This is a genomic window from Burkholderia sp. AU33423 (assembly GCF_002223135.1).
Lineage (GTDB): Bacteria > Pseudomonadota > Gammaproteobacteria > Burkholderiales > Burkholderiaceae > Burkholderia > Burkholderia lata_D.
Genome location: NZ_NKFH01000007.1, coordinates 156,824 through 170,919 on the forward strand (window position 1 = coordinate 156,824; position 14,096 = coordinate 170,919).

Consider the following 14,096-nt stretch of genomic DNA (forward strand, 5'->3'; position numbering starts at 1 on the left):
CCCCGGAGGGCGGCCGTGTCGTGCGGCGCGAGGGTGTCGCGCGGCGCTCGGCGCGTTACAGCGCCATGTCGGTCGCCGCCTTCGCCGGGCGGGCCGGCGCGGTGCCGGTGGCCTGCGACGGCGTGCCGACGTCGATCTTCGGCGGCGGCGACAGCTGCAGCACGTCGCTGGTGTACGTCCATTCCTCGACGACCTTCGCCGGGCTGTCATTCAGCTTCGTGCCGTAGCTCGGCACGATCTGGCGGATCTTCTGCTGCCACTCGGGCGTCGCGACCTTGTCCTTGAACACCTTCTTCATCAGGTTCAGCATGATCGGCGCGGCCGTCGACGCGCCCGGCGATGCGCCGAGCAGGCCCGCGATGCTGCCGTCCTGCGAGCTGACGATCTCGGTGCCGAGCTTCAGCACACCACCCTTGACCGGGTCGCGCTTGATGATCTGCACGCGCTGGCCGGCTTGCCACAGGCGCCAGTCTTCCTTCTTCGCGTTCGGGAAGTATTCCTTCAGCGCGTTGAAGCGGTCGTCGTCGGACAGCATCAGCTGGCCGGCGAGGTACTGCACCAGCGGGAATTCGTCCACACCCACGCGCATCATCGGTGCGACGTTGTGCGTGTTGGTGCTCTTGAGCAGGTCGAAGTACGAACCGTTCTTCAGGAACTTGGTCGAGAACGTCGCGAACGGCCCGAACAGGATGATCTTCTTGCCGTCGATGATGCGCGTGTCGAGGTGCGGCACCGACATCGGCGGCGAGCCGACCGACGCCTTGCCGTAGGCCTTCGCCAGATGCTGCTTCACGACTTCGGGATTGTCCGTCACGAGGAACGAGCCGCCGACCGGGAACGCGCCGTAGTCCTTCGCCTCGGGGATGCCCGATGCCTGCAGCAGGTGCAGCGCACCGCCGCCCGCGCCGATGAACACGAACTTCGCGTCGACCGACTGCGCCGGCTCATCCGAGTGCAGCTTGACCCACGTGACGTGCCACGTGCCGTCGGCGTTGCGCGAGATCTCGCGCACTTCGCTCGACAGCGACAGCGTGAAGTTCGGCTGCGTCTTCAGGTAGCCGACGAACTGGCGCGTGATCTCGCCGAAGTTCACGTCGGTGCCGATCGGCGTCCACGTTGCCGCGACCTTCTGGTTGCGGTCGCGGCCTTCCATCATCAGCGGCACCCACTGCTTGATCTGGTCGTAGTCTTCCGAATACTGCATGCCGCGGAACAGCGGGCTCGCCTGCAGCGCTTCGTAGCGCTTCTTCAGGAAGCGGACGTTGTCGTCGCCCCACACGAAGCTCATGTGCGGCGTCGAGTTGATGAACGAGTGCGGGTTCTTCAGCACGCCCTGCTTGACCTGCCACGCCCAGAACTGGCGCGAGATCTGGAACGACTCGTTGATCTCGATCGCCTTCGAGATGTCGATCTTGCCGTCCGCCTTCTCCGGCGTGTAGTTCAGTTCGGCGAGCGCCGAGTGGCCGGTGCCGGCGTTGTTCCAACCGTTCGAGCTTTCCAGCGCGACGCCGTCGAGGCGCTCGACCATGGTCATCGACCAGTCAGGTTGAAGCTCGTGCAGCCAGACGCCCAGCGTCGAGCTCATGATGCCGCCGCCCACCAGCAGGACGTCGACCTTCTTCGTATCGGCGGCATGCGCGGACGACGCGGCGACGCACAGCGCGAGCGCCGACAGTATTACCCGTAACGTTTTGATCACAGCAGATCCCTTTCTCAACTTGAATGCATCGGTTTGCCAAGCCGCCCGGCGCGTGTGTCGATCGCGGTGAAACACGGGTCCGGAGATCCGGACGCGCGAATCCGGAATTCCGGATCGACGCCGCGCGCCGTTGCATTTGCGCACGCGAACCCGTCGGGAAGAACACCTTCGGATCGGCTGCCTGCGGGCAGGCAAGTGCCTGCGTCACAGTGGCGCACAACGCGCCCGGGCCCTTGCGGCAAGCCTGAGCGGAAGACGCTTCAGGCTGCGTGGAAAGAGGCCGCGCGCGACGCGTTTTGCGGGGGCGGGGTGGCAAGGGGCGCGTAATGTAACCGAACTCGTTTGCTGTGTCACAAACGAAAAAACCCGTTGTTTTTGTGGGGTTTTTTGTGTGTCCGGGTTTCCGGAATGACGGTCGCTGGAACCGGGAAAGCTGGGGATAACTGCGCGGGATCGGGAGGGGATGTCGAGGGGCGCTGCCTCGTGTCGCGGCCGTGCGCCGCGACACGATCGCGTGACGTCACGTCACTTTACTTCGCGGTGCCGTTCCGGCAGAACTGGTCGTACCCTTGCGCCGAATTCGCGAAGCCCTTCTGTTTCGCGAGTTCCCACGGGCGTTCGCATTGTTGCGTTGCTTCGCACCACGAATAGCCGGCCGAGGGGATGCAGCCGTGCGAATCGCGATCGCTGCCGGGCATCGGCGGCGGGGGCGGCGCGGCAGCTTCGGCCGGCGCTGACGCGGCGGCCGGCACGGTGGATTGCGCCGCACAGGCGCTCAACGCGAGCGCGCAGGCAATGGCGGCGGCCAGCGAAGCAGACGGAAGAAGACGTTTCATCAGGTAGCGCTCCATGGGATGACGATCGACAACGGATGCCCGGGCCCGGGCGCGGAACAGCATGAACGGTCAGTCGCCTGGCACCGGCACCCGCGACGAGAACTTCACTTCGCGCAACGCGAGGCTCGACTGGATCGACGACACCCCGGCCTGCTTGCGCAGCACGCGCTCGACGAATTCCGCGTACGCATCGAGATCGGCCGCGACGACCTGCAGGATGTAGTCGGCCGCGCCGGTGATCTTGTGGCAGGACGTCACTTCATCGTGACGCCGCATCACGTCCTCGAAGTGATCCGAATCCTGGCCGGAATGCATGTTGAACGTCACCTGCACGAACGCGAACACGTTCATGCCGAGCGCGCGCCGGTCGAGATTCGCCTGGTAGCCGGTGATCACGCCTTCGTCCTCGAGCCGCTTGCGGCGCCGCCAGCAGGGCGTGACGCTCAGCGACAGCTTCTCGCCGAGTGTCGCGTTCGACAACGCGCCGTCGTCCTGCAGCAGGCGCAGCATGGCGCGGTCGACGCCATCCAGTTCGGCTGAAGCGCGATTTTTGCTCATTTCCGGAAATCCGTAGGCGGTTTTCTCAAAATTGTACGAAAGGCGCGCGTCGAAAGCAAAGCTATTGCCGGTTGCCGTCAATAAACTGTTGCCACCCTCACTGCAACGGTCAACCATGCTCACGGTCTACAGCAGCGATCACCAACTGCATCGCGGCGTCGAACTGAAGGACGGCGCGATCACCGATTCGTTCGAAAACCCCCTTCGCGCCGAAACGGTGCTCGCGCAGGTGCGTGCCGCCGGCCTCGGCGACGTGATCGCGCCGAAGCCGTTCGACCGCGCCCACTACGCGGCCGCGCACAGTGCCCGCTACGTCGATTTCCTCGCCGGCGCGTGGGACGAGTGGACCGCGACGGGCCGCACCTGCCAGGCGCTGCCGCTCGTGTGGCCGGTGCGCGCGATGCCGGCTGCCGCGACGCCGCCCGCGTTCATCGACGGCAAGCTCGGCTTCTACGCGATGGACGCGGGCGCGCCGATCAATGCCGGCACGTGGGACGCCGTGAGCGCGAGCGCGAACTCGGCGCTCACCGGCGCCGACCTGCTGTCGAGCGGCGCGGCGCGCGCGGCGTTCGCACTGTGCCGCCCGCCTGGGCATCATGCGGGCCGCGAGTACATGGGCGGCTACTGCTACCTGAACAACGCGGCGATCGCCGCGCAGCACTGTGTCGCGCAGGGCGCCGCGCGCGTCGCGGTGCTCGACGTCGATTTCCATCACGGCAACGGCACGCAGGACATCTTCTACGACCGCGCGGACGTGCTGTTCGCGTCGATCCACGGCGAGCCGCCGGTGTCGTATCCGTACTTCTCCGGCTATGCGGACGAGCGCGGCATCGGCGCGGGCGAAGGGTTCAACCTGAACCTGCCGCTGCCGAAGGGCACGCTGTGGGACACCTACTCGGCGGCGCTCGATCAGGCGGCCACCGCGATCGCCGCGCATGCGCCCGACGCGCTCGTCGTGTCGCTCGGCGTCGATACGTTCGAGCACGACCCGATCAGCCATTTCCGGCTGCGCTCGCCCGACTACCTGCGCATCGGCGCGGCGCTCGCGCGCCTGAACGTGCCGACGCTGTTCGTGATGGAAGGCGGCTACATGGTCGACGAGATCGGCATCAACGCGGTCAACGTGCTGCTGGGATTCGAAGGGCGCGCGTAACGCGCGGCGCCGCAGCCGTGCAGCCGACGGGGATGTGGCCCGCCGTGCAGGAAGCGCTGCATCACTGACCGCAACCGATTCGTCATCCGAACCACAACACGTCCCGCATCGAACGGGGCCCCACAAGACTGACCAGGAGACAGACATGCTTCGACATTCCATGACGGCATTCGCGGCAGCGGCGGCGCTTACGTGCGCGCTGTCCGCACATGCGGACGAGATCGTGCGCATCGGCCACGTCGCGCCGCTGACCGGCGCGATCGCGCACCTCGGCAAGGACAGCGAGAACGGCGCGCGCCTCGCGGTCGAGGAAATCAATGCGAAGGGCCTGACGATCGGCGGCAGGAAGGTCACGCTGCAACTCGACGCGCAGGACGACGCGGGCGATCCGCGCACAGCGACGCAGGTCGCGCAGCGGCTCGTCGACGACAAGGTCATCGGCGTCGTCGGCCATCACAACTCGGGCACGTCGATTCCGGCGTCGCGCGTCTATCGCGACGGCGGTGTCGTGCAGATCTCGCAGGCCGCGACCAACCCGACCTACACGCAGCAGGGTTTCAAGACGACCTATCGCGTGGTGGCGACCGACGCGCAGCAGGGGCCGGCGCTCGCGATGTACGCGGCGAAGAACATGGGCATCAAGACGGTGGCCGTGGTCGACGATTCGACCGCGTACGGCCAGGGCCTCGCGACCGAGTTCGAGAAAGCGGCGAAGGCCGCCGGGATGAAGGTCGTGTCGCGCGATGCGACCAACGACAAGGCGATCGACTTCCGCGCGATCCTCACGAAGATCAAGGGCGCGAATCCGGACGCGATCATGTACGGCGGCATGGATGCGACGGGCGGGCCGCTCGCGAAGCAGGCGCGCCAGCTCGGCATGCGCGCGAAGATCCTCGCCGGCGACGGCGTGTGCTCCGAGGCCGGCATCGCGCTCGAGAAGATGCCGGGCGGCGCGGCGTTCGCGAAGCGCTACGAGGCGCGCTATCACCAGCCGATGCAGGTGTATGCGCCGTTCTCGTACGACGCCGTCTACATCATCGTCGACGCAATGAAGCGCGCGAACTCGACCGACCCGGCGAAGGTGCTGGCGGCGATGCCCGCGACCGACTACAAGGGCGTGATCGGCGAGACGAGCTTCACGCCGCAGGGCGACCTGAAGCACGGCGCGATCTCGGTGTTCACGTACAAGAGCGGCAAGAAGGCGCTGCTCGATATCGTGAAGATGTGATGTGGCGGTGACGTTGCGGTGACGTTGCGTTGACGTCGCCGGGGCCGCGAAGCAGGATGCGCTTCGCGGCCTTCGCCGTTTACAGCGCGTGCGTTTGCGCGCGGTCGGCGCGACGCTCCGCGTCATGCACGATGTGCAGCTCGCGCGTGCGGATCGGCAGCGCGCAGTTCGCGTCGGCGAGCGTCTTGCGCACCTGGCGCGCGAGGCGCCAGCGCATCGCCCAGAACTTGTCGGTGTGCGTCCATACGCGCATGTTTGCGACGACCGTGCTGTCGTCGAAGCGCATCACCATCACGTCCGGCGCGGGGTCCTGCAGCACGTCGGGATCGGCCGCGGCCAGCGCCCGCAGCGCGTCGAGCGCGCGATCGATATCGTCATGCACCGACACTTCCACTTCGAGATCGAGGCGGCGCGTCGGGTTGCGCGTGTAGTTGCGGATCGAGCTGCCCCACAGCGCGCTGTTCGGCACGTATTCGCAGATGCCGTCCGGCTTCGTCAGCCGCGTCATGAAGAGCCCGACCTCGTCGACGGTTCCCGCGACGCCCGTGCCGCCGTCGATATAGTCGCCGACCTTGAACGGCCGCAGCAGCAGAAGCATGATGCCGGCCGCGATGTTCTGCATCGTGCCCTGCAGCGCGAGCCCGATCGCGAGGCCGGCCGCGCCGAGCACCGCGACGATGCTCGCGGTTTCGATGCCGAGCTGCGACAGCGCGCCGACGATCGCGACGATGCGGATGCCCCACACGGCGACGTCGCAGAGGATCGGCCGCAGCGTGTCGTCGACGCGCTCCTTGCTCGAGAGCAGACGGTTCAGCCAGTTGCCGATGCGTTTCGACAGCCACCAGCCGGCGACGAGCAGCGCTAGGCCGGCGCAGAGCTTGAGGGAGAGGGTGGACAGCGCGTTCCACAGGAACGTCCAGCGTTCCGGATGTAGTTGATCGAGAAACATTGACGGGATTCCGGGTTGAAGAAACGATGCGTGACGCGGCCGTGGTCGAGCAGGCTTGCGCTCACGCGCCGGCAGCGTTCGACTGTATGCGGCACACATTGGTTCGCGCCAGCGGGTGGGGCCGAATGCCGCGTACCCGTGCCGCCGGGCCGCGAAATCGAGGTTTCGGTTTTGTACTAAGCGGCTTTACGATTAAATGAGACTAGTCTTATTCAGCCGCGTCGATCGCGCCGCTACACTCGTTTTCACGTTGCCGGGTCGCGACGATCATTCCTCCGCGATACCCGGTTCTTTCCCGATTTTTCACTGACAGACAGCGAGTGACGACGTCATGCGGTTAGACCTGCGTTTCCGTCTCGCACGCGAACAAGGTCAACCCGCACGGCGCGGCGTTCACGGTTTCCCGGTGCGCCGCGCGCTGCTGCGCGGTGTCATCGCGGCGGCCTGTGTGGCCGGCGCACCGGGTGTGGTGGCACATGCGTCGCACGACGCCGCGCCGTTTTCGCCCGTGATGGCCGACCTTGTCGACGTGCCTTTTTTCAATGCCGCGCGCACGACGTGGGGCGGTTTGCACGCCTCGACGGCCGCGCCGCTCGACGTTGCCTACACGTCGCATGCGTTGACCGTGCCGACGGCCGGCGAACGCGACGACCCCGTGGCGCGCTTCGGTGCCTGCGTGGCTTACCGTGTGTTGTGCGATGCGGCGCGCGGGGCGGTCGAGCGCGCGTACGCATCGAGGTTCGATTACGGTCTTGCGTCGGCGTTGCCCGTCGCGGGCGAGCAGGCTGCGTTCGAACGGCGTCCCGTCGATCTTGCCGCCGCCGAGCCGTTCGTGTTCGCGCAAGCCGAGCGCGGCGCGCGTGGCGGCGCGATCGTCGGCAGCCTGCAGGCGTCGCTGGCGCGTGCGGATCTGCCGGCCGGCGTTGCCGCGCAGATCACCCGCATGCTCGCCGGTCGCATCGACCTGAAACAGCGCGGTGCACTCGGCGACACGTTCCGCGTCGTCTACGAACCCGACGGCAACGCGAAGCTGCCGGGCGGCGTGCGCATGACGGCGCTCGAGCTTCGCTTGCGCGGCGAGCACGTCGCGGCCGTGTGGTTTGCGCCCGATGCCGGCTCGCCGGGCGCCTATTACGACCTCGACGGCGTGCCGCTCGCCGGCGCGCGGTTTGCGATGCCGGTCAGCGCAAAGCGGATCAGCTCGCATTTCGGTACGCGCGTGCATCCGGTCACCGGCGCGCGCCATGTGCATTCCGGCGTCGATCTCGCGGCGCCGGCCGGGCGTGCGGTTCATGCGTCGGAGCGCGGCGTCGTCACGTTCATCGGCACCGAGCCGCGCGGCTACGGCAAGTACGTGGTGATTCGTCATGACGGCGGCTATGCGTCGTACTACGCGCACCTGTCGGCATTCGAGCCGACGCTGCGAACCGGCATGCGGGTCGTGCGCGGCCAGCGTGTCGGCGCGGTCGGCAGCACGGGTACGGCCACCGGGCCGCATCTGCACTTCGAGGTTCGGCGGCATGCCCGTCTCGTCGACCCGGTCGCGCTGGTACAGGCGGGCAAGGCAGCGAAGCTGAAGGGTGAGCGACGCGTGGCGTTCAATCGCGTGGTGCTCGATGCACGCACGCGCCTGGCGTCGGTTGAGTGGTCGCAGCCGGTTGTGATGTCGGAGCCTGCCGGATCTCGGGCCGGTTGACGGTTGGCGAGGTGCCGGCCGCGACGCGCCCCGTCGTGGCCGATCAGGGCAAACCGCTTACGCAGCAGGTTCGACCGGCAGCCAGATTTCCAGCACGCCGGCGCCCGTCACCGGATCGTAGTCCGCGCTGTAGCGCTCGAACTCGGGCGCGTCGACCGCCTTGAATCCGGACGTCGGCAGCCAGCCGTTCCAGATGCTGTAGAACGTCTGGTGCAGCGTGGAGATGTGCCCACTGTGTTCGAAGACCGCATACTGCTGTGGTTCGAGTTCGACGCAACGAAAGGGCGCGGGCAACCGGTCGCGGTGGGTGACTTCCACTCCCGCGATGTATTCGAAGCTGCCATCCGCATCCGGGTTGCAGCACACGCCGTAGGTCACGTCGTCGACCTGGCCGGGAATGGTACCGATGTATGGGATGAACGCTTGCCACAGCGCCGGAATGCCTTCGTTGGTTTCGAAGGTGTACCGGTCGCTCATGCCGGCGATCAGCCGTTTTCCGGCGGCTTCGAAGCGTGATGGTGCAACGTCGATGAGTTTCAGTTCTTTCATGCGTAGCGGCTCCACAAGAGACAATCCGTCGAGAGTGCGCCGTGCCCGCACGTCCTCGGGCGTGATGCCGAAGCAATCGCGGAAGGCGCGCGTGAACGCCTCATGCGAGCCATAGCCGGCATCGAGCGCCACCTGCAGGATGTCCGGCGCGCCTTGCGCCAACGTGTGTGCCGCACGCGTCAGCCGCCTCGACCGGACATAGCGCATCACTGGCCAGCCGGTATTCATCGAGAACAGGCGCGAGAAGCCGAAGCGCGTCATGTCGCAATTGGCGGAAATCCTGTCGAGCGTCAGTTCGCGGTCCAGTTTGGTTTCGATAAACCAGAGTGCATGTCCTACCGGGTTCATAGCGTTCCAATGAGGGTGTCGAGCGGACTATATGGTATCGGCGGAGGGGGCATTTGATCGTTCTTGCGGATCGCCGCGCGGGGCGGCGTGACGGCGGAAGGCAGGATGCCGACCTTGACTCGGTGGCCGGTTCGGGAACACGATGCCTTCGTCGCAATCGTCGTTCGAGTGGTCATTCGCGTCGACGATCGCGCGCCTCGGTGCCCACCTGTCGACCCCGAAGCGGTTCGAGAAGATCCGAACCGCAACGGGCGCAGTCCCCTGAAATGCCGGACAAGGACTTTCACTTAACGCGCAGTGCATAAGCCATGGACGTCGACGAAAATTTCCATGCTCGTGCAGACGAGCACATCGAGCTATCGAACGAGCAGCTTCAAAAAGCGCCGAGTCGCGGCAAAGTCAGTGCGTCGATGATGTATGCGACCGCACGATTCAACGCATGGCTCAGTGCATCCGGCCATGGGTCCGGTGCGGACATGGCAGCGATGCGGGAAGAAACGATCCAGTATTTCTGCGATGAATACAGGAAGGCACTGGAACTCCACCTTGACGAATACATCAACAATTTCGATCGTTACATGCGACCGAACTGAAGGTATCAGGGCTGTCGCGCGTGGCGGAAGAGACGAGCATGCGCGTTGAAATGAATCGCCACGCCGGGCGGCGTGGCGAAGGGGCACGGTCGCGCTGCTTAACCCAGCGGCCAGTTCAGGATCGCGATGCCGTCGTTGTAGTCACCGTCCGTTCCGTCTTCCGACCCGACCAGGCCGAAGTAGGTCTTCTTGAAGATGTCGACCTGACGCGAGCCGATCTTCGACGGCTTGCCGTTCGCCGTCACGACCACGCGCACCTTCCCCTTGCCGGAGTTCACGATCTGCGTGTTCAGGTTCGCGTCCTGCGTGCCGGCGCCCTGGAACGTCGCGGCCGGTTTCGCGTTGTCGTCGACGAACACCTCGATCGTCTGCTGCGCCGACGAATTGACCAGCGCGGTCACGCCGAACGCGATGTTCGGCGGCAGGTTGAAGACGCCGTCGCGTTCGCCGCCGCCGGTCGTCGTGGGATCCGGCTGCGTGGGTTGCGGCTGCGGCGTGGCTTTCGAGAAGTAATTGACCACCGCGCCGACGCCGAACTTCGCCGCGGCGCCGGGCAGCACGCCGGGCGCACCGGCCCACGTCACCGTGCAGGCGACCACCTGCCCGGCCGCATCGGCCTTCACCTTGTTCTGCCAGCTGCCGACGTCGAAGCTGTACGGGATCGTCGCGATGTCGACGAACACATCGTATTGCGGCAGCTTTTCCACGAGCTGCGCGGTCATGAACTGGCGCATGCGGTCGAGCACCGCCTGGTCGCCGTTCGCCTGGACGGCGGTGGCATCGTTGCCGGCGAGTTGCAGCAGGGCGTACAGATCGTCATGGGTAAACGGTTGTGACATGTCGTCCTCGTCTCGATGAAAGGTCTCGCGTTGCGCGGCCGGTGAATGGATTTCGCCGTTGTCGCGCACGGAGTACAGCAGTGGAACTACGACTGACTGCTCGAATGAATCGGTTCGCAATGTGGGGTCGGCCCGTCGCCATTGCGGATTCGACGACGGCGCGCGCTGCCTGCCGCGCCGCGCGTCATCGTGCTTAGCCCAGCGGCCAGTTCAGGAACACGATGCCGTCGTTGTAGTCGTCGTCGGCGCCGTCTTCCGAGCCGACGATCCCGAAGTACGACTTCTTGAAGAGATCGACCTGCCGCGAGCCGAGCCGCGACGGCTTGCCGTTCGCCATCACGATCACGCGCACGCGCCCCTTGCCGGAGTCGAGCACCTTGGTGCCGAGGTTCTGGTCGTGCACGCCGGCGCCCTTGAACGTGGCGACCGGTTTCGGGTTGTCGTCGACGTAGATGTCGATCGTCTGGTCGTTCGCCGCGTTGGTGAGCGCGGTGACACCGAACTTGATGTTCGGCGGCAGGTTGAACGTGCCGTCGCGTTCGCCGCCGCCGCCGATCGTGCCGCTACCCGTGCCGCCTGTGCCGCCCGAGTTGCCGCCCGCGCCGGTTTCGCCGCTGCCGCCGCCGGACGACGATTGCGCGGCTGTATCGCCGATCGCGGACAGGCTCGCGTACGAATCGATATGCATCGCGCTGCCGCGCACGCTTTTCCACTGGCCCTTCACGAACGTGACGCCGGTGCCGACGTCGATCGTCGCGACGAGCGTGAACGGCATGCGCCCGGTGGATTCGGGCACTTTCGACGAATAGGTGAAGCAGCCGTCCGCGACGACGCCCTTGTTGGTGGCGATCGCGAAATAGATGCCGGGGAAGTTGTTGCCGGTCGCGTACGGCGTCGGCACGTTGAGGATGACCTGCAGTTTCCCGTCTCGAATCTCTGCCTTGGCGATGTCGATGTACAGGCCCGGGATGTCGACGTAGGTTTCCGAGGTCGCCACGGGTGCGCTGACGATCGAAGCCGAAAGGAGGGGCATGGATGTCTCCGTTGGTAGGGCGGGTTTCGATGCAAAGGAGGGAGGTGCCGCTGAAGGCGGCGCGCAACCGCCGGCCGGCCCTGAGGCGGCCGGCGGGGGGAGTCGTCAGGTGCGCGTCAGGTCAGCCGATCGGCCACTGGAGCACGACGATGCCGTCGTTGTAGTCGCTGTCGTGACCGTCTTCCGACACGACGATCCCGAAATTGACCGTGTACGGCGAGCCGTCCGATTTCTTGCCGTTGATCGGTGCGAGGCGCGCGTCGGTGGCCGACGGCTTGCCGTTCACCGACACTTCGAAGCGGATCTTGCCGTTGCCGGAATTCAGCGTCGCTTCACGCGGGCCGTCGCGCGTCGTCAGCTTGTGATACGCGGCGGGTTCCTTGCTGTCGCCGATAAACAGCTTGATGTGCTGCTGCTCGGCGGCATTCGCGAAGAAAATCGCGCGGAAATCGGTATTCGGCGGAATCGAAAACTCGCCGGCGCGATTGGATGACGTTTGAGAATCGGTCATGCTTTCCTCCTGAGGAATGATGGGTAAGGCTTCGAGTTGTGTCGTGCAAACGTTTGCCGTTTGAAACGCGATGAATCGAGCATGCCGAAAAATAAATAAAAAAATATTCGATGAGGAATGGCTATTGTTCAGTAAATCGAAAATCTATGTTAATCGATTTAATGAAATGTCTTTAATGGTTGATATTTCGATATATTCGGGAAATTATATCGACGGGTGTATCGATTTTCTGAACGATGCGCGGTTGCGCTGGCGGAGCGGGCAGGGAGGCGGGGGCAATCGGGCTTCGGCGCGGACCCTCGGCGTTCGCATATGGCAGCGTTAGCGTTTCAACACCATCTTTCTCTGTCGTGGCCGCGCCCACCGGCCACCACCGAACGCCCACACCGAAACCCGATTGATTGCAACAGGAGGGTGCCCCTATGTCTTTCGTCAAGCGTTAGGGGCTGACTTGGGTTGGTAAATGGTGCCGTCGCGCAGCATGGCGAACAGGACGTCGCAGCGTCGCCGTGCCAGCGCGATGAGTGCCTGGTTGTGGCGCTTGCCCTGCTGGATCTTGCGCGCGTAGTAAGCCCGCGAGACAGGATCCCGCAATGCCGCGAAGGCGGAGAGGAACAAGGCGCGCTTGAGCACCTTGTTGCCGCGTCTGGATGGATGTTCGCCTCGGATCGACGAGCCTGAGCGCCGGGTGACCGGCGCGAGGCCAGCGTAGGCCGCGAGATGAGCAGCCGAGGCGAAGGCTTTATGGGCGACTTCGGTCAGGAGTCTGGCGGCGGTCCTGACGCCGACTCCCGGCATGCTGGTCAGGACCGGCCAAAGAGGGTGAGCATGCACCAGCCGCTCAACTTCGGCGGCGATTTCGTCACGCTGCTTGCGCAAGGCGGCGAGTTGCTGGGCCAAGCGGGGCATGACGATGGTGGCAGCCTGCGTGCCGGGTACGATCACGGCTTGCTCGCTCAGCGCTTGAACGATTTCGGCCGCTAAGTTCTTGCCCATGCGAGGCGCGAGCTTGGTCAGGCGGTTGGCGAGCGTCTTCTCGCTAGTTGCGGCAAGCGCGGCTGGCGAGGGGTAGCGCTCAAGCAGATCGAGCACCGCCGGATGGTCGAGGCGCGGTCCGAGAACGCGCTCGAGCGCCGGATGGATCTGGGTGAGCAGGCCGCGAATGCGGTTGCTGGTTTGAGTGACCTGAGACGCGAGATCGTCGTCGAAGCCGCACAGCATGGTGAGTTCGGCGAGTTGCTCGTCTGCCAACCGAAGCGAGCGTAGTGTGTGCGGCATCGAGCGAGCGGCCTCGGCAATGATCGCGGCATCGCGGGCATCGGTCTTGGCTTCGCCTGCATGTAGGTCGGCGATGCGACGCATGGCCAGTCCCGGCAGATAGGCGACGAGGACGCCTTCAGCACGGGCGACGGCTACAGGAAGCGCGCCGATGGTGGACGGTTGATCGACGACGAACAACAGTCGACCGTGAGTCTTGAGCTCGGTGATGAGGGCTCGCAGCTTGACCTCGTCGTTGGGTAGCGCCTTGTTGTAAAGGCGCTTGCCGTTCCGGTCGAGCGCGACGGCATGATGCTGGCCTTTACCGACATCAACGCCGACGAAGACATCGACGGCGCCATGTTGTTGAGTGTCTTGCATCGAAGTATGAGCAGAGTGAACGGATTGGCCTGCAACAACGGTGGCAAGTCTCGGCATCCACGTTACGGACGGCGTCGGGAAATCCCGGCCAAACCCCTATCAGCGATCACCAGCCACCCACCAGACCCGGTGACAACACCCCCCGGATCATGACTGCGACTGGGGGCGGGAATCATGCCGGGTCTGGCTGGCCAAAGCCCCGATTATCGGGGCGTGAAGATAGTAACGGGTGCGGCAACCGGCGAAGTACGTAGACCAACTCACTCCGAACGTGAACAGGGGCCTCACCGGCGCCGCACCCATGAAGCATATCGACGGGGCGGCGCGCCGCCTATCGGACGGGACTGATTCTGAACGATCGAATTCGGCGCCATGTGCGCCCAGCCCGTTGACAACCCCCATCCCCCTGTGATTTGATTTCGGCCATGCAAGCCGCCCAGCCCCTCTTCTCGCTACGACTACTAGC

At 65.2% G+C, this 14,096-nt stretch carries 13 protein-coding genes; 4 read left to right on the forward strand and 9 right to left on the reverse strand.

From position 1 onward, the window contains the following. Nucleotides 1–55 precede the first annotated feature (55 nt). The 3 genes from mqo to CFB50_RS19045 all read right to left on the reverse strand — a co-directional run bounded on the left by mqo (nt 56) and on the right by CFB50_RS19045 (nt 3,093). Nucleotides 56–1,717, reverse strand: coding sequence for a malate dehydrogenase (quinone) (gene mqo / locus CFB50_RS19035; protein WP_179254202.1), 1,662 nt, complete (start codon nt 1,715–1,717; stop codon nt 56–58). Between the two features lie 512 nt (nt 1,718–2,229). Next, nucleotides 2,230–2,535: a hypothetical protein gene (locus CFB50_RS19040; RefSeq protein ID WP_069252822.1), complete on the reverse strand. Its 306-nt coding sequence runs from the start codon at nt 2,533–2,535 to the stop codon at nt 2,230–2,232. Between the two features lie 69 nt (nt 2,536–2,604). Next, entirely contained in the window at nt 2,605–3,093 is a 489-nt protein-coding gene (locus CFB50_RS19045; RefSeq protein WP_046548968.1) for an Lrp/AsnC family transcriptional regulator, read from the reverse strand. Nucleotides 3,094–3,208: 115 nt separating this feature from the next. Between CFB50_RS19045 and CFB50_RS19050 the strand changes: the two genes are divergently transcribed. Together CFB50_RS19050 and CFB50_RS19055 are read left to right on the forward strand one after the other, a co-directional pair. Then, nucleotides 3,209–4,246: a histone deacetylase family protein gene (locus CFB50_RS19050; protein WP_069250524.1), complete on the forward strand. Its 1,038-nt coding sequence runs from the start codon at nt 3,209–3,211 to the stop codon at nt 4,244–4,246. Nucleotides 4,247–4,391: 145 nt separating this feature from the next. After that, the gene (locus CFB50_RS19055) at nt 4,392–5,474 is read left to right on the forward strand and encodes a branched-chain amino acid ABC transporter substrate-binding protein (RefSeq protein WP_089446877.1); all 1,083 of its coding nucleotides are present in this window, start codon (nt 4,392–4,394) and stop codon (nt 5,472–5,474) included. Nucleotides 5,475–5,553: 79 nt separating this feature from the next. Here CFB50_RS19055 and CFB50_RS19060 read toward each other — a convergent pair whose 3' ends face one another. Beyond that, entirely contained in the window at nt 5,554–6,423 is an 870-nt protein-coding gene (locus tag CFB50_RS19060; protein WP_069250526.1) for a mechanosensitive ion channel family protein, read from the reverse strand. 331 nt (nt 6,424–6,754) lie between these two features. Between CFB50_RS19060 and CFB50_RS19065 the strand changes: the two genes are divergently transcribed. Then, nucleotides 6,755–8,119 (forward strand): M23 family metallopeptidase, encoded by a 1,365-nt coding sequence (locus tag CFB50_RS19065; RefSeq protein WP_089446878.1) that lies wholly within the window; start codon nt 6,755–6,757, stop codon nt 8,117–8,119. 57 nt (nt 8,120–8,176) lie between these two features. Here CFB50_RS19065 and CFB50_RS19070 read toward each other — a convergent pair whose 3' ends face one another. Then, nucleotides 8,177–9,016, reverse strand: coding sequence for an AraC family transcriptional regulator (locus CFB50_RS19070; RefSeq protein WP_089446879.1), 840 nt, complete (start codon nt 9,014–9,016; stop codon nt 8,177–8,179). A 308-nt stretch (nt 9,017–9,324) separates the two neighbouring features. Here CFB50_RS19070 and CFB50_RS19075 point away from each other — a divergent pair, with 308 nt between their 5' ends. After that, the gene (locus CFB50_RS19075) at nt 9,325–9,609 is read left to right on the forward strand and encodes a DUF3144 domain-containing protein (RefSeq protein WP_069250529.1); all 285 of its coding nucleotides are present in this window, start codon (nt 9,325–9,327) and stop codon (nt 9,607–9,609) included. A 98-nt stretch (nt 9,610–9,707) separates the two neighbouring features. Here the strand turns inward: CFB50_RS19075 and CFB50_RS19080 are convergent, their stop codons facing one another. From CFB50_RS19080 to CFB50_RS19095, 4 genes are all read right to left on the reverse strand, one after another. Beyond that, complete coding sequence (locus tag CFB50_RS19080; RefSeq protein WP_089448365.1) at nt 9,708–10,448, reverse strand: fucose-binding lectin II; 741 nt, start codon at nt 10,446–10,448, stop codon at nt 9,708–9,710. A gap of 193 nt (nt 10,449–10,641) precedes the next feature. After that, the gene (locus CFB50_RS19085; RefSeq protein WP_089446880.1) at nt 10,642–11,481 is read right to left on the reverse strand and encodes a fucose-binding lectin II; all 840 of its coding nucleotides are present in this window, start codon (nt 11,479–11,481) and stop codon (nt 10,642–10,644) included. Nucleotides 11,482–11,602: 121 nt separating this feature from the next. After that, on the reverse strand, nt 11,603–11,992 hold the full coding sequence (locus CFB50_RS19090; protein ID WP_069250531.1) for a fucose-binding lectin II: 390 nt from the start codon (nt 11,990–11,992) through the stop codon (nt 11,603–11,605). 432 nt (nt 11,993–12,424) lie between these two features. Further along, entirely contained in the window at nt 12,425–13,630 is a 1,206-nt protein-coding gene (locus tag CFB50_RS19095) for an IS110 family transposase (RefSeq protein WP_069247589.1), read from the reverse strand. Between the last annotated feature and the right edge of the window lie 466 nt (nt 13,631–14,096).